Source organism: Bdellovibrio svalbardensis (assembly GCF_029531655.1).
In the GTDB taxonomy this organism is placed as follows: domain Bacteria; phylum Bdellovibrionota; class Bdellovibrionia; order Bdellovibrionales; family Bdellovibrionaceae; genus Bdellovibrio; species Bdellovibrio svalbardensis.
Genome location: NZ_JANRMI010000004.1, coordinates 192,160 through 211,032 on the forward strand (window position 1 = coordinate 192,160; position 18,873 = coordinate 211,032).

The 18,873-nt window shown below is 45.7% G+C and carries 16 protein-coding genes and 1 tRNA gene; 8 read left to right on the forward strand and 9 right to left on the reverse strand.

All coding sequences use genetic code 11. The annotated features are described in order from the left end of the window. Positions 1-331 precede the first annotated feature (331 nt). From NWE73_RS13930 to NWE73_RS13945, 4 genes are all read left to right on the forward strand, one after another. On the forward strand, positions 332-1,234 hold the full coding sequence (locus tag NWE73_RS13930; protein ID WP_277578951.1) for a S1 family peptidase: 903 nt from the start codon (positions 332-334) through the stop codon (positions 1,232-1,234). Positions 1,235-1,317: 83 nt separating this feature from the next. Then, positions 1,318-1,399 (forward strand) — tRNA-Leu (locus NWE73_RS13935). Positions 1,400-1,627: 228 nt separating this feature from the next. Continuing rightward, positions 1,628-2,980: an alpha/beta family hydrolase gene (locus NWE73_RS13940; RefSeq protein WP_277578952.1), complete on the forward strand. Its 1,353-nt coding sequence runs from the start codon at positions 1,628-1,630 to the stop codon at positions 2,978-2,980. Positions 2,981-2,989: 9 nt separating this feature from the next. Further along, the gene (locus NWE73_RS13945) at positions 2,990-3,892 is read left to right on the forward strand and encodes a substrate-binding periplasmic protein (RefSeq protein ID WP_277578953.1); all 903 of its coding nucleotides are present in this window, start codon (positions 2,990-2,992) and stop codon (positions 3,890-3,892) included. A gap of 5 nt (positions 3,893-3,897) precedes the next feature. On the opposite strand, the gene NWE73_RS13950 is transcribed toward NWE73_RS13945, so the two are convergent. After that, positions 3,898-4,995 carry a hypothetical protein gene (locus NWE73_RS13950; RefSeq protein WP_277578954.1) on the reverse strand — a complete coding sequence of 366 codons (1,098 nt, stop codon included), beginning with the start codon at positions 4,993-4,995 and terminating at the stop codon, positions 3,898-3,900. Between the two features lie 178 nt (positions 4,996-5,173). Here NWE73_RS13950 and NWE73_RS13955 point away from each other — a divergent pair, with 178 nt between their 5' ends. After that, complete coding sequence (locus NWE73_RS13955; protein WP_277578955.1) at positions 5,174-5,815, forward strand: hypothetical protein; 642 nt, start codon at positions 5,174-5,176, stop codon at positions 5,813-5,815. A 44-nt stretch (positions 5,816-5,859) separates the two neighbouring features. Here the strand turns inward: NWE73_RS13955 and NWE73_RS13960 are convergent, their stop codons facing one another. From NWE73_RS13960 to NWE73_RS13980, 5 genes are read right to left on the reverse strand one after another with little or no spacing between them, the layout of a single operon-like run. After that, positions 5,860-6,585, reverse strand: a complete 726-nt coding sequence (locus NWE73_RS13960; RefSeq protein ID WP_277578956.1) for a hypothetical protein — start codon at positions 6,583-6,585, stop codon at positions 5,860-5,862. Positions 6,586-6,610: 25 nt separating this feature from the next. After that, positions 6,611-7,588 (reverse strand): hypothetical protein, encoded by a 978-nt coding sequence (locus NWE73_RS13965; protein WP_277578957.1) that lies wholly within the window; start codon positions 7,586-7,588, stop codon positions 6,611-6,613. Between the two features lie 49 nt (positions 7,589-7,637). After that, positions 7,638-9,188, reverse strand: a complete 1,551-nt coding sequence (locus NWE73_RS13970; RefSeq protein WP_277578958.1) for a hypothetical protein — start codon at positions 9,186-9,188, stop codon at positions 7,638-7,640. 11 nt (positions 9,189-9,199) lie between these two features. Continuing rightward, positions 9,200-10,153, reverse strand: a complete 954-nt coding sequence (locus tag NWE73_RS13975) for an Ig-like domain-containing protein (RefSeq protein WP_277578959.1) — start codon at positions 10,151-10,153, stop codon at positions 9,200-9,202. Next, positions 10,150-11,676, reverse strand: coding sequence for a coiled-coil domain-containing protein (locus NWE73_RS13980; protein WP_277578960.1), 1,527 nt, complete (start codon positions 11,674-11,676; stop codon positions 10,150-10,152). Before NWE73_RS13980 ends, NWE73_RS13975 begins: the two co-directional genes overlap by 4 nt. 484 nt (positions 11,677-12,160) lie before the next feature. Here NWE73_RS13980 and NWE73_RS13985 point away from each other — a divergent pair, with 484 nt between their 5' ends. Next, positions 12,161-13,921 (forward strand): hypothetical protein, encoded by a 1,761-nt coding sequence (locus NWE73_RS13985; RefSeq protein ID WP_277578961.1) that lies wholly within the window; start codon positions 12,161-12,163, stop codon positions 13,919-13,921. Here NWE73_RS13985 and NWE73_RS13990 read toward each other — a convergent pair. Further along, the gene (locus NWE73_RS13990; RefSeq protein WP_277578962.1) at positions 13,918-14,937 is read right to left on the reverse strand and encodes a lipoate--protein ligase; all 1,020 of its coding nucleotides are present in this window, start codon (positions 14,935-14,937) and stop codon (positions 13,918-13,920) included. The genes NWE73_RS13985 and NWE73_RS13990 overlap by 4 nt on opposite strands. Before the next feature lie 201 nt (positions 14,938-15,138). Between NWE73_RS13990 and NWE73_RS13995 the strand changes: the two genes are divergently transcribed. Then, on the forward strand, positions 15,139-15,978 hold the full coding sequence (locus NWE73_RS13995) for a CvfB family protein (protein ID WP_407652962.1): 840 nt from the start codon (positions 15,139-15,141) through the stop codon (positions 15,976-15,978). Positions 15,979-16,025: 47 nt separating this feature from the next. Here NWE73_RS13995 and NWE73_RS14000 read toward each other — a convergent pair whose 3' ends face one another. Further along, positions 16,026-16,595, reverse strand: coding sequence for a hypothetical protein (locus tag NWE73_RS14000; RefSeq protein ID WP_277578964.1), 570 nt, complete (start codon positions 16,593-16,595; stop codon positions 16,026-16,028). A gap of 161 nt (positions 16,596-16,756) precedes the next feature. Between NWE73_RS14000 and NWE73_RS14005 the strand changes: the two genes are divergently transcribed. Then, positions 16,757-18,019 (forward strand): glycoside hydrolase family 113, encoded by a 1,263-nt coding sequence (locus tag NWE73_RS14005; RefSeq protein WP_277578965.1) that lies wholly within the window; start codon positions 16,757-16,759, stop codon positions 18,017-18,019. A 1-nt stretch (position 18,020) separates the two neighbouring features. Here the strand turns inward: NWE73_RS14005 and NWE73_RS14010 are convergent, their stop codons facing one another. Then, complete coding sequence (locus NWE73_RS14010; protein ID WP_277578966.1) at positions 18,021-18,764, reverse strand: type 1 glutamine amidotransferase domain-containing protein; 744 nt, start codon at positions 18,762-18,764, stop codon at positions 18,021-18,023. Between the last annotated feature and the right edge of the window lie 109 nt (positions 18,765-18,873).

Genomic DNA, 18,873 nt, shown 5'->3' on the forward strand with positions numbered 1-18,873 from the left:
AATATAGTGGTAGTGGTTAACTTAAACCTTTTTTAGTCAGGACTCGCTAAAGCAAGGCCGATGCCAACAGGGCCGATTTTCGTCCACAGCGTCTAAGTCGTTGATATCTGACAATTCTAAGCCCACCCCTGAAAGCGCTTCCTTCGCGTCCCAGCATAAAGAAGTGACAAGCCACGAGACGCTTTCTGAAATTCTTGCAAAGTGGAGTCATTTTGCCCCGGCCCTCGCTGGCCTCTGATAAAACCTCTGCTTCCAACGTATTGATCCATCCAAAATTCAAGGATGATGACTATATATAGAGTGCCGGAGCGAGTGCTCTACGGGAGAATTAATGAAGGCTTCTTTAATCGGAATCACTGGCACACTTGCCCTTTCTTTATCCTTTCTAACTGCCTGTAGTGGCGGCGGCTCTTCGAACGCCAATGACAATGTGGAAGCACAAAACTGCGAAGTTTCGGGTAGCTCCTACGGAATCATTGGCGGGAATACTCTAGCCAGTAACACTCCTCTTTCTGAAAGCACCGTCATGGTTATTCACCTCAAAGGCGAAGACGCCGCAATCTGCACGGGCACTTTAATTGATGACGATAAAGTTTTAACAGCGGCCCACTGTACCTCCCGGGACTCTTCAGAAAAAACTATCATTGCGTTCTCTAATAATGTGACCTGTGTGAGCAGAGCGATAAAAAGAACGGCTCGTCCGGTGATAGCGCAGGAAATCCATCCTTCTTATAGATATGGCTGGGAAAGACCTGAGAATGCGACAAATGATTTGGCAGTTCTTAAGTTCAGCGGCTCTGTACCTGCTGGCTATAAAGTGCGCCCGCTTCCATCAGCTTCTTATGACGCCACCAAGGCCACGGAAATTGTCATGAGTGGGTATGGTAGAACAGACGAAGATAATGGAGACTCGACAGGCACATTGCGCTTTACGACAGCTTCGCCTTCTCGCCTCAAAAAAAGTTTCTATATGAAGTACGTAAAACAGGAGTTCACCGTCGACAAAACAATCGTCGTCGAGCAGCCGTATAATGGGGTATGCAGCGGTGACTCTGGCGGCCCCCTGTATGCGAAAGACGCAAACGGCCTGACTTTGATTGGCGTGACCTCCATGGTGGCCGACGTCAATTCAGAACGACGTGCTGATATGCGCGTTTGCCACGGGATTGGTCTGTTCGTGGATGTGAGAGCTCAACTAGATTGGATTGAAAAATCCATGAGAGCGCTTAACTAGTAAGCAAATTTCAAAAAAATGCGCCGCATTTAAAAAAAGATCTTGAGGTTTGGCCTCAATATCCGTTAAAAAGAACCCTCACTGCGGGTGTGGTGAAATGGTAGACACAGAAGATTCAAAATCTTCCGCGAAAGCATGGGGGTTCAAGTCCCTCCACCCGCACCAAGTTTTTTATTTCAAAAGGTCATCTTCGGATGGCCTTTTTTCGTTTCTGGGGTTCATTCTTCATAATTAAGCGAAACTTCATTACTTGCGGCGCCGGTGTCGCATCCCGCTCTATCTGAATGCTGGATAATCACTAATGGCACTCTGAAGCTGAAGACTTTGGTCTACTGCCAAGATGCAACTCCCCGTTTCTTTAAAGAGGGCTAATATTCTTAGTAAGAGGTTTTTATGAGACCCTTTGCTGTCTTTAAGAATAGAGAGGATGCCGGTCGTCGCCTTGGCGAGAGCCTGTTGCGTTTCAAAAACCAAAATCCTCTTATCCTGGCGATTCCCCGAGGCGGAGTTCCTATCGGCTACGAAGTCGCCAAAATACTCAAGGCCCCCTTGGATCTGATCATGGTCAAAAAAATCGGGGCCCCTTTAAATCCCGAATTCGCCATCGGCGCCGTGAGCGAAGATAGCAAACCCCTCTTAAATCACGCAGTCATTCAAACCTATCACTTCAACCGTCATGAAATAGAAAAGACCGCTCAACAAAAAATCGCCGAAGTGCGCGAGCAAATACAAAAATTGCGCGGCAATAAAAAACCTGAATTAATTGAAAAACGCGTAATCATTCTGGTCGATGATGGTATCGCCACCGGAGCAACCTTGTTTGCGGCGATTCAGTTTTTGCGCACTAAAAAACCAGCGAAGATTATTGTCGCCGCCCCCGTCGCCGCCAGAGACACTGTTTACGAACTTCAAGCAATGGCTGATGATGTCGTCTGCCTGGAAACCACTGACGATCTTATCGCAGTTGGGATGTGGTATGAATTCTTCAACCAGGTTTCTGACCAGGAAGTCATACAGCAGCTCAAAGAGATTCACTTTTTGAAATCCCATGGGTTGAGTGACGAAATCACCATTAAAGATGGCATGATCACGCTTTCCGGTATTTTAACCCCCGTCGAAAATGCAAAAGCCTTGGTTATCTTCGCCCACGGATCTGGCAGCAGTCGCCACAGTCCTCGCAATCAGTATGTGGCCCGGGAACTCAATAAAAGACACTTTTCAACGCTTTTGTTTGATTTACTGACCGATGAGGAAGCCAGTGAGCGCCGTTATGTTTTTGACATTGAACTCCTGGCTCAGCGCTTGATGAAGGCGACGGATTGGGCCGTGGACCACTTTAAAAAAACACCTTTGCCAATAGCCTACTTTGGAGCGAGCACCGGTGCCGGTGCAGCCCTGATCGCGGCGGCGAAAACACGTCACCCCATTTACACTGTTGTCAGCCGAGGTGGACGCCCCGATTTGGCTATGGACTATTTGGAACAAGTCGAAGCTCCCACTTTGCTTATTGTTGGCGGCAATGACTTTGAAGTTATTAAACTAAATGAACTCGCCAAGAAAAAACTGGGATCTTGCAAATTAGTTTTAGTCGCTAACGCCACTCATGTCTTCGAGGAGCCGGGCGCGCTGGAAGAAGTCGCGGAACTGGCAATGGATTGGCTGGAAGAGCAACTTCCGCATAAAGCTAAGCAGTCAAAAAAATCGCACATCAGTCATTCTTCGCGGAAATTGGATTTAGGCAGATAAGGATGTTCAATGAAACGAGCTGAACTTATCGGGTTTATAGTTCTGTTCGTCAGCTTAGCTCAGGCAAAGCGCCAAACGGCCTCAGCTCCGACAGTTATCCGCATCAATTATTCAGCAGCACAAAATGCTCCTGAGTTAACTTACGAAGAGGAACTTATAACTCTGCTTCTTGATAAAACAAAATCGAAGTACGGCGCCTATCGCTTGCAAAGAACCTTTGTGGGGGCCTCACAAAATCGCGCTATTCTCGAGTTGGATAAAAATACTTTGGACGTTTTTAGCACTATGACAAGCCATGAAAGAGAGGAACTTGCGCACCCCATCCGTTATTGCATGTACAAAGGCCTTCTGGGTGTTCGCGCAGCCCTGATCAAAAATGACTCCAACAAAGAATTGGAAAAGATCGCAAGCCTGCAGAATTTAAGAAGATATAAAATTGGCCAAGCCTTCGATTGGCCCGACCACTTTATCCAGGAAAGCAGCGGGCTCAATGTCATGAGCTTTCCAAATCTTGATAAAGGCATCCGCCAACTTCGCGAGTCCCGCATCGATCTTTTGCCTTTGGGAATTGTTGAAATCTATCCGGTCGCCGCAAAAAATCATCTGAAAGTTATCAATAGCTGGGTGCTGGCCTACCTTGCCCCCTACTACTATTTCGTATCGAAGAGCAATTCGACTTTAATCAGAAGACTTGAAGAAGGCTTTGAATTGACTATCAAGGACGGAAGCTTTGACGCTCTCTTCAATAAGAAAATTGGCCCCCTGTTAAAAGAAGCTCACTTAGACCAGAGAAAGGTCATCTATCTAAGAAACCCCATGCTCCCCGACGACCTACCGCTTCAGAATAAAGAGCGTTGGCATCCCTTTGTTCGTCAGCAACTGATTCCGCGGGAGCAACGAAGCAGAAACTAATATTTCTATTGAGAGCTTTCTTCCGCGACAAGCATGCTGGTTATGCACTTGGTATTAAAAGTGGTTCCAGAAAATGGCGTCGTCATCGAGCGGGTCAAAGTTTTCGACGTTGAATCGAAACTAAATTTTTCAATAGCATTTGCCAAAGCCGTTGAGCCATTTGCAACGTAAACACTGCCCGTGGAGGAGTCATAGGTCATTGCAGAAATACCTCTTAGCACGGAGGTATTTTCATAGGCCTTTGTAGCCCCCGTGATCGCTCCCGTACTTTCATTGACGTTGTATGCATAGATATAATCTTGATTGGCTGTACTGCTGGACCAGGCAACCAAAAGATAACCAGTTGTGGCTCCCGCAGCAGTGGGAATATAGACCATAGCTGTCGGAAAAGTCGTTGTCGCAGGCGCCGCCGGAGGCGCCGTACAATCAGCGCTGGAGTTATAGCCGGTAGTATTATTTATAAATAGCACGCGATTATTGGGTGTCGCTGCCGCATGGGCAATTATATATTTCCCGTTTGGCAAAGCGACTGCAGAAGTTATCAAAGTATTATTGGTGGTCCCACAGTTGGCTCCCCCCGTGGGACTATTTATGAACGGATTGGCTCCGACTGTGACACGCCCTTTGGAAGAAGATATTTTCTCTGCCGCCACCGATTTTGAAATCAAAAGTCCACCATCCGGCGTGGACATCATGCTGCGAACAACATGGGCTGCGGTATTCGTTAATGAAGCTGAATCGCTGTAATAAGTGGAGAAAGAGTTTCCACCGGCCTTTTTGACGAGATCAATACGACGAAGATTTGTGCTGCTGTTCTCTACAAGCACCAAAATATTTTCGGAGTCATAATCAACAAGTGCTTGAGGACGATCTGCCGCATTCACACTGTTGTAATCAAGAACGACAGAATCAACGACACCTGTATCTAATTTTACTTTTGAAACTGTTCTTGACGGAGTCTCTGCCGTCAGACCGTTGCCTACATAGCAAGTCCCTGATGAAACAAAAAGATAGCGCGGAGTTTCGACATCGCTGCTATTGGGCTTGCAAGAAACCAGACCTATGGCTAAACCAAAAACCAAAACATTCCACAAAGCTCTCATATATTGAAACTCCTCAGTCCCAATTTGATAGATCGGTAAAATGTTAAGGATTCTTTACTTAATGTTATGAAATGAATCAAAAATAAGCGATATTATAGAAGTATCATGAGATTTATTTTATTTTACCAAAGTTAATCTCTTAATGAATCTTTACATCAGCGACCATAGGACGGCCCCGATGCGAGATATTTGTTCAATCAAAGTATGTTTACTTACATTTGCATTAAGTACTTTTGTTGGACCTAAGTCTTACGCCTCCAGCCCTATTGAATTCAGCTCAACGAAGCTCAATCTCTTTCAGGAAATCTACTCCGGTGAGTCTTACAAATCTCTTGCTCAAGGCTCACCTGGCTTCGGAATTGAGTTCTCTCGCGATGCCGGGGGCACCTACTTCCGCACTTACGCCAAAGGCCGCTTTGGCGCTTCCTCTGGAAAACAAAAATTTCTGGATGGAAGTTCGCAGGTCAACGCCGACTACTCCTACTATTTCACGCAGGGAGAACTGGGTTTGCAGGTCTACCCGATCGCACGCCGCGATGTGGGTGTTAATCTCTTCATTGGTGCTGGTGGTGTGCTCGGTCTAAACTCTTTGGGCCTCAAACCGATCTCTGGTTCATTCTCTCAACTCAAAGCACAACAACAGGCCATTGCCTTCGGATACATTGCTTCAATCGGTCTTGAGATGATTTTTTCTGGAGCTAACAGCCGCCATTTCATGGGCACACTGGAAGCCGCCTATCGACAACAGCAGGCCGCATTGGCAGGCCAAGATGAGTTCGACTTGGGTGGTCTGAGTATTTCAGTCGGAATGGGCTGGTAAAAAGAAAGCTTTGTCCTTAGAACAAAGCTTTCTTTTCCGATTTCTTATTTAGTCTTTTTACATTTTTCCAGGAACTTTTCAGGCACACCATCAAGCTGTCTTAGGTCCACAGTTCCGTCCTTATCTTTGAAAACTTTGAACTCGTCCATACAAGAACCTGGAGTTTGGAAGGCATACAAAATTCCTGATAGAGATTTCTGCAAACCAGAGTTCGCTCGGGAAATCTGCTCGAATGCCGGAGTCGAAGAACAAACTTTCTCGCGATTTTTTCTGTATCCATCAAGTTCTGATGAGATCGTGTGAGATTCACGGCGATACTTATCCAACGCAATTGAAGAATCGTATTTCACCAGAGTTGCGGAAGCCGCCTGTGAATCCAATTCATCTGAAAGTTTGATCAGCTTTTTTTCAATTTCCACGAACAAATCATTCTTATAACGACTGACTTCTGACAAAGCAGCAGAGCGTTTCACTTCGTTGAGCTTTTTAAATTGTTCAGCATTGGCATCTATCAAAAAGGCTCTTTCATAACCAGCTTTGCTTTTCACCGTGACGTATGCAGAAATACCCGCTTGATCAATGAAAACCGCAAGTTCATCAGGCTGCATCGCCTTCTTACCATCTTTGGTGACCCACTGACAGTTAAGGTTAATCCCCGAATCACGAATAGAACAATAAAGTTCCGTCATACTTGACTCGGCTGCATGCGCATTCAAGCCAAAACTTGCAAGTAAACCACTCACCAACAATAAATTGATATAGCTCTTCATCTTCCCGTTCTCCTTAATTTTAAATCTACAATCCATTATCCCACGTCCATGTATATCCGACCGTCAAAGAAAAGCTGGTCGCTTTGGTGCTCCAGTTATCTGTAAAGCTGCCTGTCGTCCCGTGAACTTTGGCATCGCGATAGCTGTATTCGGCACCCGCAGTAAAATAGTTCAAACTTTTTTGACTTAAGAAATTAAATTCAATCTTCGCTTTGATCTTGCTGTCTGAATCAACACCCAAATTAGAACTCTGCCCTTGGCGCAAACCATAGAGATACTCTAGGTTGGTGTTTAGATATGCAAAGGGTCCAAGCTCCCGCTGATAGCCCAACAGCAAACCCAGCACCATGTCTTTGATGCTGGTAATTTCCAGGTCCGTTGCATTGGTAAAATTCAACGAAGGAAAAGCATCTAATCCAGCGACCCCACCGTAACAGATTTTATTCAGAGCATGACTTAAAACATCACAGTAGATCACTCTTCCCAAGAGAGTATCAATATTTGCGGTGGACTTTTGAACCTGATAAGTTCCCAAGTCTTTACTCGAAACCGAAAATGCTGAGTGCGAATATTCAAGCTCTGCATTCAAATTCGGATTCACCAAAAAACGTCCAAAGACATTAAAGCTGTTGTAAGATGCTGAAGAGAAATTCAAAGGCAAGCTGTTGTACTCTTGCTTGAATCCCGTCGAAGTTGGGGCGTAAAAAAGACCAAACTGAAAGCGAGGATACCCGACATAGCCTGTGAATGGCTGATCGTTTTGGATATTGTTGACCGGATCCGCACCGACAGCGCCAGCACTGGTGGGATCCACAGCTTTAAATTGAAGCTGAGTTTTCTCTTTGCCGTAAGAGGGTTCTGCTGAACTATTGAATTGATACTCCTGGGCTTCCGAGTTTTGCGACAAGAGTAAAAATATTACGATAAAAATTGCTATGATGACGGACTTGTCTAATTTATCCAACTTGTCGAACTTGTTGTTGTCTATCATGATGATGTCCATTAGTTGTATTTTACCTTTGTTGAATTTTTTCAAAACCCATGACAGCTTACTATTTGAAGCACATGCAGTTTATGGTCGCGCTATTCGCCGTTGTGATCGCAGCCGTTAACTGAACAAAGATGTTACTAGCGGCGGTCGTTGCTAGTGCGCTAAATCCTGGTTTAATAGCATTAACAGCATTTGTCGTGGGAGCGGGCCCCAAAGTCGCGTGAACGGTGTTGATATTGCAGTTACAACCCCAACCCGCGCCACCGGCTGCAATACCTGTACAACCCGTGACAGTTTGTGTAGCCGTAGCTGTAGCGGCAACCGAACAAGTCACAATACCTGTTGTGATCGCCTTCCCGCCAGATCCAATTGTAACCCCGCCAGTACCACTAGTGATTGTTGTCGTTGAGGCACCACCGGTATTGCCCAGAGTCACGTTGCCAGAGCTCGTACTTCCGATTTGAATTGCGCCCGTACCCGCCGCTACTGGCGCAATAGTAATACCTCCACCCGCACCCGTTGCAGTGATATTTACCGCAGTGGCTGTCGTCCCTGCCGATGTAATTGTTCCCGCATTAGGCAACGTCAAAGTACCACCTAATGTCGTATTTCCTGTCACACCCAAAGTTCCACCCACAGTTGCATTATTAGTGACTGCCAAAGCTGTCCCTGCAGCACTAAAGGTCGTCGCGTTGGATAATGTCGTTGGAATCCGTGCAACGGGAACCGTCCCTGATGCGAGATTTGAAGCATTCAAGTTTGTGAGGCTTGAGCCATCCAGTGCCGGAAGAGTTCCTGAGATATTTGCGGCGTTAAGACTCGTTAGATTTGCACCGCTGGCTACTGGCAATGTCGCCGGGAATCGAGCGTCGGGAATGGTTCCACTGGTTAACTGAGTCGCATTCAAACTTGTCAAGTTAGCACCGCTGGCTGCGGGCATTGTTGCCGGAAACCTTGCGTCCGGAACTGTTCCAGAAGTCAGCGCGCTGGCATTTAATGACGTTAAGTTAGCACCACTAGACGCTGGCAATGTTGCTGGGAAACTTCCACTTGGAATTGTTCCGGAAATATTGCTCGCCGTGATATTCGTCAATGCCGAGCCATCCCATGCGGGCATCGTATCCGAAGCTGCCATTTTTGCCGCTGTCACTGCTGAGCTTGCAATCGCAGCCGTGTCAACACCACCAGCGACAACTGTATTCGCTTTATCCGCGAGCAATGCCAAAGGAACCGGTGAAGCTTGGACGTCAAAACTCACTGCATTGCCATCAACGGTCGTTTGCACATTCACTGCCAAACTCCCCGCGGCCGCCGCTGCCAAACTCGCAGAGTCAATGTTTCCACCGTAAGGAGCCGAAGAAGCTCCGGATAGACCTTGAGAGAAGAAACCTCCACTCACTGCCACCGAAACTGTTTTTGTCCAGAAATAAGTGGCACCGGAGCGAATTGCGAATGTCATGCTGTAGTTTCCGTCAGAAACCGCAGAGCCTGTCGCTTTTCGCAAGTAACCCTGAACATAAATTGTATTCATAGTAGGTCCCGCGGAAGCGACACCAGAACAAAGAACCAACATAAGACTGAAAATATAGTTGAGTGTTTTAATATTGTTCATCTTCCACCACCTTATGGATTTAATTGCTGAGCACCGACAGCGATAGGACCAATTTGTAATTGAACTCTTTGATTTGCTGGCAGAGCGGAATTCAGATCCAATGATCTGCCGCTCACACTTCCTACACTTCCAATCATCGAAGCTGCCGTATTCACCGGACCACCCGCAAAGCCGACAGTACCGCCAGCGTTAACAGATGAGGCCAAGGCGCTCGTTGTTGGAGAGTAGGAAACACTTAACAAGCTGGATCCAGAAGTGTTTCCAGCGCGGTCTTTGACCGTGAAGTCCAAATTTCTGGTTTGCCCTTCAGTAAGGTCAAAGTCATAGGTGAACGTAGTTGCCGTCGGATAGGCAACTGTTCCACCAGCTGGAAACTGGAGAGATGAAACATCTTCCACCCCGGACCAACTTCCGCTGATCTGAACATGGGCTGAATTACAAATCCAGACACCCAACGAAAGACTGCAACCTGCCACTGCATTCAAAACAGGCGCTGTTGGCGCATTTGTATCGATGACAACAGTTTCAGTCGCAGTCACTCCGGAAATCGCGGATCCATCAGACTTCATACCTCGCACTTCCAAAACATACTGCGTCCCTAATGCTGGTGTGACTGATGAAAAAACTTTATTCCATACAAATCCGCCATCAACTCCACAGACGGCAGTTTCAGCAGCGACGACTCCGTCAACGGCCACCGTCACACTGCCAACGCCGCGCGTGCAATGTCCATCGACGCGCACAACTGAAGAAGTCACATAAACTTTTCCACCAGCGTCGACGACCCAGGATCCTCGGGATACATTTTGAATCTTATCAATCGCAATAGAAACTCCGCTTTGCGCCCCGGGAACAATCTGACCGATGTTAATACTTCCATCGCCGTCAAAACAAGAGGTCAGGGACAAAGAGCAAATCAAGACAAATCCCGCTTGAACGAGAGCCTTATGACTTCTCAAAATCATAATTCCTCCTGAGCAGTGGCGCAGTTTTTATTCACAAACATAGGACGCCCTGAAGAGTTCAATAGCTTAATATAAGCACCCGCTACTTGCCCTGCCAGAGCCTTGTTTTTCTCCATGATGCCCACTTTTTCTGCGGACTCACGAGGTTCTGTACGAAGATAACAACTTTTTTTCATAATCCATTTTGAAATGGCGCTCTCGTCCAAATCTGAATTCGATGCCATCGAAGCCAAATTTCTCATTTTAACTTTAAGGGTGTCGCTATCCATTTTTGCTTTTTTGTCTTCGCTATCTAAGCGCGAGATTTCAGTTTTGGTTTTTTCAATCTTCAAGCGAGTCTCTAAAACCATCGCCCGATCCTGCTCCATAGCCATTTGACTTGCTTCATTACGTGATCTTGCAGATGCCAATGCTGCCATAAGTTTGACGTTCTCGGCTTCATACTTGGCTTTTTCCGCCTCGAGAGTCATACGAATCCCGTTATTTTCAGCAATTTGATATTCCATTTTTTTGGCATCAGCCAAAATTTTTGCTTTTGCTTTGGATGTTTGGTTAGCGATTTGAACCATCTCAGCATTCATCGCCACCAATTCTCTTTTGTGTTCTGCTATTTCATTCTGTTGATTGTTCAGAATGTGATTCGCCTGCCTTAATTCGTCGCTGAGCTCATCTCTTTTTTGTTTTGTCGCGGCCAACTGATTAGCGACATCTTCAAGTTCTGATTTACTGCGAACCTGTTCCGCCTCAATGCGCGCTTTTCTGTTCATACTTTTTGAGATATCGCCCTCTGCAGTTGAAATCTCGCGACGCATTTTCTCCATTTCAACCTGCATGTTGTTGATCTTTAACTCCGAATCTCTTTCAGCGATTTTCAGGGCGCGCTCTTGCTGGGCATATTCATTCTTTTTCTTTTCATAGTCGTTCTTAACCTGAGCGAACTCTTGAGAGTACTTATCGATACTTTCTTTTACCAAAGTATAGTCTCTGTCGACTTTGGCTTTACTTGCCTGCACTTGAACAAGATCAGCTTCATAAAACTCTTGTTCCTTTTTCATTTTGTCTTGTTCAATTTTTGCATCTTCAATTTTTCTGCGCTTTATTTGAATCTCGCGTTCAGCATCTTTTTTACGTTGCTCATAGTCTTCTGCATCTTTTACGGCCAGATCCTTAGCGCGCTCTGCCCGCTTGATCTCATCTAATTCTTCCTTACGAGCTTTCTGTAAGGCACCATCAGGATAAAGTTCAGTGGGTGGTATATAAGGGCGTGAAGAGTCGGATACGAAGAAGTTCATTGGCTGACTGGAAGAGGAACGATTAGTAGCAGCCGTCGCACCCTTGATGGAAAGATCCCCGCCATTCGGCGACACTTCAAAGGAGTTTTCATCGGCCTGAGCAAGCAGAATGTTTTTTCCATAGGATGGCGGTACTAAGACCAGCTCAATAAGAATCCCGGCGGCTAAGACATTACGAATACTTTTACGAAGTATTGATTTACCAAAATTTGTTGCATCACAATGCTCCACGAACACCCCACAATAAGAGAATTTCTCAGCTCATATTGTTAATTATCGGTGAAACAAGACAGTTCTGGATAAAATTAAGCCAATTTTCGCATTTCTGGACATTTTAACGGGGTTTGATAAGCAATTTTGAAGATTCAAACCAGACTTAGGATATTAAAAATTGCAGTCATTCAATAAATGAAATTCTTTTACTCACATTTGTATTGTTTATTTCTTATACTTTTATTCAAAATTCATTGTTTGTATAAAACCTCGGTTTTTCCAGACTACAAGCTTTAAACAACACACAACTTTTCACATTTGAAAGCGACTAAAGCCTCGCTCAAAGCCTACAACTTCTTAAATTTTCAGGACTTTTTACCCTGCAAATGTTCGAGAACTTAACTCGATTTTGTTATTTTCTAGTAATATTCGGGTTCCTGCTTGTTTGTTCATACCTATCGTCCGTTAAGACTCTATAAGAATTCTTAACAGGAATGTGAATATGAGTGAGGATGTGAGGAAGAAATCTTTGTTGATCATCAAGGCCAATCCAGCTGGCCTGACTTCCGTTGAGAATTTCCTGAGAAATCGCGAGTGGAAGATCAAATCTACGAGCAACCTTAAAGAGGCTATGATCTTTCTGGTTCAAGAGCAGCCTCAGTTTGTTATGGTCAGCACCAATCATCCAAATAAGAAGGTGCGCAATCTTCCTAAGATTCTTTCACAAGCATTTCCGGTCTGCGTGATTGCCTTTGCTGAAGAATCAAACGCCCTTTCCTTGAAGAATCTCAGTGCCGCAGCCACAGAATACCTGCTCTACCCGCCAGTGACAGGGCCTGCTGTAGAGCGAACCGTGAATAAATACTATAAAGATCAGCAAGCCAAACCCTATTCTCAACAGACAAACCGAATGAGCCTGGGAAAAGGTGACGACAATCACACAATTTCTATTCGCGGTGGCGAAGGCGGCAGTCAAGTCATCGGTGGACAAGGGTTTTCCGGTGGCGCCTCTGCCGCCAGCGTTCTCGCCCAACTATTAGGAGATGACTCTCAATCCAGCTTCACCTCTGGTGATGGTTCCTCTTCGAATACGAACGGCTATATACCAAGTCACAATCAAAATTCTGAAAGTGCCAATGGAAGCTATTTGGGTGGATCAAACCAGCCAAAAAACTCTCACTCAACTTCTGGATTCAGCGATAATGCGACCGATGGTGATCTGGCGGGAGTTTTGAGAGGCACACTTGATCCCAATAAATCTGCAGTCAGCGATGGCGCCTCCAACTCCAGCGGCCCCTTCTCTGCAATGTCAGGGAGTTTAAACCCGAATGATCCGGGCATGGCTGGCGAGGGAATTGGTGCAGGACAAAAACATGCTGGAGTCTACGATCCCGATCCCTATGGAGATGGAAAAAATCACTCTACTCGAAGCGAGCGAAAAAAGTCTGATGTCGCCTGGGGCCCCATTGAGACCAACAAAAACTCAAAGAAACAGCGGCCTGGATTTGAATCTGATTCAGAGAGTGCAAACGAACAAACTGACTCAATCATCTTGCGCGGCACTCGAGAAGCCCTCGAGCAGTCCTGCGTGCGTGGCTCTGCCATTCACGAAGCCCCTATCGAGCAATCTTCGAACGTGGCCTGCATTGTGATTGAGTCTTCCCGTTTCTCTGGCTACCTAATTGCGGCCATGGGTAAAAATAAAATCATTGATGACTCCTTCATTGGCAATGTTCGCGAAAAACTATTTAAATTCCTAAAAACCAACGGCGAACAAATTCAAGAGCAAGAGACAATGAATATTAACATCAAACAGGTCCCCTTCGAAGATTGGGCCTTGGACTATGCGGAGTTTTTGCGTAAATCAATTCACCAGGGCAATGAAGTCGCGATGGCCTTTTTTCCTCGCGCCGATATCAACGCTAAGTTTGAAGAAAGCGCCGATCAAGAAATGGCAGCACTGAACATTGAAGATCTGGCGGCTGATGTCAGAGTGGAATTTAATCTCTATGTTTATCTTCCCCGAAATGGGAAATACGTTCTGTACACTCCCAAAGGAGGCATTTTCTATGGGCACCAGAAGGATCGCCTGATGAAGCAGAATATTAAGAACTTACATCTTTTGAAAATAGACATTCAGGATTTGGATAAATATCGCGCGCAAAACTACCTGAACGCAAAAATCGACGAGTTCGAGAATAAAAAACGTATTGAGCAAATGTTTTCAAATCCACCAGATCTGGCCACCAAAAAAACAGCCTAGATTTCAACCTGACTGCTAATCCAAGCCTCAAGTTCTTTCAATCCTGATGTCAAATCAACAAACTGCGGGTAGAGACCGGCAAAACTTTGCTGAATTGAATCCACTGTATAAGGTTTTCCCTTAAGCGCCAAAGTCATGGCCTCGATCAAATGAGGATACAAACAATCAGAGAAGATCTGCAAATCCGTGATAACGGCCTCATCGACTTTGAAATGAATATCAAAAAATCCCAAAGACAAGTACTCATCCATCTTCTGGTTGAACTCAAGAGTATTTCCATAAAGCCAATTCCAGGAACTTAAAGTTTCGTATTGTCCTTTAAGTTCTTGATTTTCATGCAGGCTCTTCATGCTCAAGAATTCTGTCTCAGCCTTTCCGCCATAGAAGTTTTCGAAAGACTTGATCATGGCCTCAACGATCTCTTCGTGTTTAAGATTCGCTGAAATTTCATTCAAGTTGGCAACCCGCGCACGCACGGACTCTTTTCCTTTGGCCTGCAATTTCTTTGGATTTGGAGTCAGATAGTTACCTAAGCGCATGAGATCTGCATGCAACAACAAAGTTCCATGATGAAACGCGCGATCTTTCTTTTCACGGTAAGCGCTACCGCTGAATTTTCGGGGGCCATCAGCGAAAGGAATCAACAAATCATTGCGACCAGAAGCCTCTCCTTTGATTCCAAAGGTCTTCAGGGCATCAAAGATGATTTGGATGTTGTTTTCACGGCGATAAGATTCTTTAGGAGAAAGGAAGGTAAAATTGGTGTTCCCCATGTCGTGAAAGACGGCTCCACCGCCGGTCGTTCTGCGCGCCAATGTGACCTGGTCTTCCTTCATTTTCGCCAAATTACACTCAGACCAAGGATTCTGATTGCGCCCAATGACGACTGTATTGTCATTTCTCCACAAAAACAGAACCTGGCTTGATGGATCCAGATTGTGAAAAATCCACTCTTCCGTAGCTAGGTTTAAGTGAGGATTAAGGCTTTCTGACAGGAAGATCTTTAATTTCGACATGGGAGGAGCTTAGCAAAGGCTGGAGATTCTGTCATCTTCCCGTGCCCAAAGCAGGTCAAAATCTATAAGATGTCATTTAAGTCTTCTTTTTTACTCAGTTTTGCATTAAAAAACAGACTCATTGAGTGACCTCTTCCCTTGATATCTAACAAAGTCGAAGCAAAGTCGCCTCATAGCAGCACTAGAAAAAGGTTCTTGAAAATGGTCGAAATCGGAAAAGTGAATAAACTAAAAATTGTGAAAAAATCTGATTTCGGACTCTTCCTTGATGGTGGAGATGATGGCGAAATTTTGCTGCCGAAACGTTACGTCCCAGCAGACTATGACCTAGATGGCGAGCTGGAAGTTTTTATTTATGTCGACTCTGAGGATCGTTTGATTGCGACAACAGAAACTCCCCTTGCAAAAGTTGGTGAGTTCGCAAGTCTCCGCGTTGTCTCATTATCTTCTGTTGGCGCGTTCTTGGATTGGGGACTTCCGAAAGATCTTTTCCTTCCGTTCGCCGAAAAAACTCGCGCTTTGCGTGTTGGCGAAAATTGCCTGGTCTACCTTTATGTCGACAACACCGGTCGTATCTGTGCTTCAATGCGCGTCGACCGCTATATTGATAAAAATCCAAGCGAATATACTGCGGGACAAAGTGTTGATTTGATAATCGCTCGCCAGACTGAGTTGGGTATCAATGCGATCATCAATGGACGTCATTGGGGTATTTTATTTAGCAATGAAGTCTTTGAAAGATTGATCCCAGGACAAAAGATCAAAGGTTATATTAAGCAAGTTCGTACTGATGGAAAAATCGATCTCGCGCTTCACAAAACTGGCACTGCTGGTGCTGATGATATTGCAGAGAAAATACTCCGCGCTTTGAATGATGAAGACGGTTATTTGGAAATTAATGACAAGACCTCTGCCGAAATCATTTATGATTATTTTGGAGTGAGTAAGAAGAAGTATAAAATCGCCCTGGGTGGTCTCTATAAGAAGCGTCTGATCACCGTGGATGAAGATGGCATTCGCTTGGTGCCACAGAAGAAGTAATGGTTTTACAGGCCGGCCTGATCGGCCGACCTACCCAATCAATTCGTTCAATCAACTTTTGAGAACAATACAATCAAACCTGTTTTTAATTTGCTACAGGCTTTAAAGGTGGAATCTGAAATCGCTTCCTGCTTGAGACCCGTTCCTACAGCACAAATAAGTTGCTTGTTGGCGTCGGAAACAACTCTGCAGCTGTAGCTTCCATAAGCTTGATCCGTCATCTCTTTTGCTTTGGTATTTTCATCATAAGCCCAAGAAGAGAAATTGCTGAACCTTGAATGGATTTCATAAGGACCCTGGGTATTCGTGGCGATGCCTACATTCAAAAACTTCACCTGGTGTCCTTCAAAGGCCAAAGTGAAAACAGAGCCATCCTGATTCCTGATTCCTGAAACATCATAAGCAGGGCCATGCATGATGTCTTTGCAGTCTTCGTGTTCATAGACAGCAATACGCTTCCAGTTCCCGTTGATTTCTGTCGATGACACCTCTTGCGAATCTTGCCAAAGCTTCTGTGCATCTACAAACGTCGAAGATCTGGTCAGCGAGCTTATTGCCAAGGCCTTCACGGATACAAAAAGAATGGGAAGAATCGCGAGTCTAGCTATATGATTCATGATGGAATCCTTTCTGGTTTCGCTCTTCACGCTAGAAAATAAAATCTGCTGACTCAAGAGCCCCCTTTACTTGGCGACAAATAACATATTGCTGCCATGGCACTTCGGCCAGTGCTGTCACTCATCTTGACCGCAACTGCGATCTATCGCCGAATAAAGTCATGAGAACATGGATAGCTATTTTCATGATCTTTCTAATGACAGCCCCCACTCAGGGGCATGCTTCTGCTGATATTGCCTTCAATGTTATCACCTATTGGCCCTTGGGATTCCGTACCGACGACAGCCCCCAAGGATTGCGCGTAAAGCGCCTGCTCGCGAAGATGCATTCTCTGGGTGCCAATATGGTGATCTTCAATTTCCGTGGAAAAATGATCACGGGAAGAAGCTCGGATATTTATTCCTATGTACCGGAAGACTTGCAAGAACAAGAGGAAGCTCTTCTGAAACAGACGATTCGCTACGCTAAGGATTTGGGAATGAAAATAGCTTTTCGTCCGATCCTGCTCGTCGTGGGACCTCAAGATGAATTCCCTTTTGTTGAAAATGGCTATACCTGGTGGCATGGCAATATACGTCCTGACAATCCGTCAGAATGGTTTGATCACTTCTTTAACTACCACAAGCGGTACATGAAGATCGCCCGCGAAGTTGGGGCCTCTTGGTATTCCATTGGAGCAGAAATGCATTCTTTAACATCAGGATTGGGCAGTCGCGATCCATCATGGCGTTTCGGATTTCCAGAACTGTGGGTGGATTTCGTCGCCAAAGCCAGAAATGTCCTAGGACCCGATGTGGAAATTACCTACGGCGCGAATTACACGGACCAGTATGTCCTGGAAGAAGGGCAAAAGACTTGGGGTGGAGAATTTGCGCAGTGGTATCACGATCTCACTTTCCTGACGAGAACTCCCGAGGAGATTTTTCATCAAGAGCAAATGCGAACTTTCTGGCGCTCTTTGGATTTTGTTGGACTGGACTACTACCGTGCCCTGGGCAGCGCCACCACCGACTACCCCAGTGGCTACTCGGAACTTGTCGGAGTGCTCAGTAAAAATCCAATGTCCTATGCACAAAACCTCAACGACATGCTCAGCAATCTGGATGAGACACTAGGAATCCGCAGCCGCTTGGCTGTGCAGGAAGTTGGATATCGCAGTGTTGAAAAATGCTTTGTCGCTCCCTATTTATACGAAGATGATCACACTCCCATCAACTATGAACATCAGGCGGCCGCGTGGGAGGCTTTACTGCAAGCCATGTGGGAGCCACAATGGCCTTGGATGCAAGGAATTGGAATTTGGCAAGTTCTTGTCGACGATGACTCTGACATGTCAGTGAACGGAGGATTTTCACCTCTTGGAAAATCCCCCGCTGAGAATGTGCTTAAGAATTTCTTTACCCCTAAGACTGCGCCCCAATAGCTCACACCTGAGTCGATGGCTGATGCCACTCGCACCAATTTTGTTCAGGAATGTTCTTGCCTATATTGATAAAATCCAGAACTTCAACAATTCCCTGCCCCACACCGGCGGCAGAGGCTGGATTCTGGCCTGTCACTAACCTGCCGCTTTTAATCACATGGCCTGCAAAATTAGGTGCGGTGGTCACTTGAGCTCCCCTTTCCTGCAAGCGCGACTGAAGAAGAAAGGGAACAACCGATTCAAGTCCCACAGATCTTTCTTCATCGTTGGTAAAACATGACACCTCATGATCACGCACCAGATAGCTTCCATCGGAAAGACGAACATTCACCAGGCCCGCTGAGCCATGACAAACAGCCCCCACAACTCCATTGTTTTCGAAAATATCAGAGGCCAGCTTTTGCAGGTTTATATTGTCGGGGAAATCGAACATGGCTCCGTGACCTCCGGCAAAATAGATGGCGCTGTAATCGCGACCGTTGACTTGCCAGGGTCTTAAAGTGTTTTCAATTTTTGAAAGGAACTCTTCATCATTCATCCACGTCGCATTGATGGGATCATCCATCATCACTCCGTCCAGAGGCACTTTGCCGCCCAAGGGGCTGATCATATCAACCTCATATCCAGCCCGCGAAAACTCCTCGTATGGATGTGTGATCTCGGAAAGATAAGCTCCGGTGAGGTGTCCGCTGTCTCCAAGCTTTTGCGTACTCGTCAGGACCACTAGAATTTTCTTTGATCTCATGGCAAAGCCTCCTGAACTGATTCTCCGGTGCGCTCGGAGTGAACTCAATTTCCCCGAGGTCCCAATGCAAATGAACACATTTTCAAACTGTCTATCGCTAGGCTTTGGT

Coding starts and splice junctions, on each gene's coding strand:
- NWE73_RS13930 (WP_277578951.1), top strand. CDS start 332: ATGAAGGCTTCTTTAATCGGAATCACTGGCACACTTGCCCTTTCTTTA.
- NWE73_RS13940 (WP_277578952.1), top strand. CDS start 1,628: ATGAGACCCTTTGCTGTCTTTAAGAATAGAGAGGATGCCGGTCGTCGC.
- NWE73_RS13945 (WP_277578953.1), top strand. CDS start 2,990: ATGAAACGAGCTGAACTTATCGGGTTTATAGTTCTGTTCGTCAGCTTA.
- NWE73_RS13950 (WP_277578954.1), bottom strand. CDS start 4,995: ATGAGAGCTTTGTGGAATGTTTTGGTTTTTGGTTTAGCCATAGGTCTG.
- NWE73_RS13955 (WP_277578955.1), top strand. CDS start 5,174: ATGCGAGATATTTGTTCAATCAAAGTATGTTTACTTACATTTGCATTA.
- NWE73_RS13960 (WP_277578956.1), bottom strand. CDS start 6,585: ATGAAGAGCTATATCAATTTATTGTTGGTGAGTGGTTTACTTGCAAGT.
- NWE73_RS13965 (WP_277578957.1), bottom strand. CDS start 7,588: ATGGACATCATCATGATAGACAACAACAAGTTCGACAAGTTGGATAAA.
- NWE73_RS13970 (WP_277578958.1), bottom strand. CDS start 9,188: ATGAACAATATTAAAACACTCAACTATATTTTCAGTCTTATGTTGGTT.
- NWE73_RS13975 (WP_277578959.1), bottom strand. CDS start 10,153: ATGATTTTGAGAAGTCATAAGGCTCTCGTTCAAGCGGGATTTGTCTTG.
- NWE73_RS13985 (WP_277578961.1), top strand. CDS start 12,161: ATGAGTGAGGATGTGAGGAAGAAATCTTTGTTGATCATCAAGGCCAAT.
- NWE73_RS13990 (WP_277578962.1), bottom strand. CDS start 14,937: ATGTCGAAATTAAAGATCTTCCTGTCAGAAAGCCTTAATCCTCACTTA.
- NWE73_RS13995 (WP_407652962.1), top strand. CDS start 15,139: ATGGTCGAAATCGGAAAAGTGAATAAACTAAAAATTGTGAAAAAATCT.
- NWE73_RS14000 (WP_277578964.1), bottom strand. CDS start 16,595: ATGAATCATATAGCTAGACTCGCGATTCTTCCCATTCTTTTTGTATCC.
- NWE73_RS14005 (WP_277578965.1), top strand. CDS start 16,757: ATGAGAACATGGATAGCTATTTTCATGATCTTTCTAATGACAGCCCCC.
- NWE73_RS14010 (WP_277578966.1), bottom strand. CDS start 18,764: ATGAGATCAAAGAAAATTCTAGTGGTCCTGACGAGTACGCAAAAGCTT.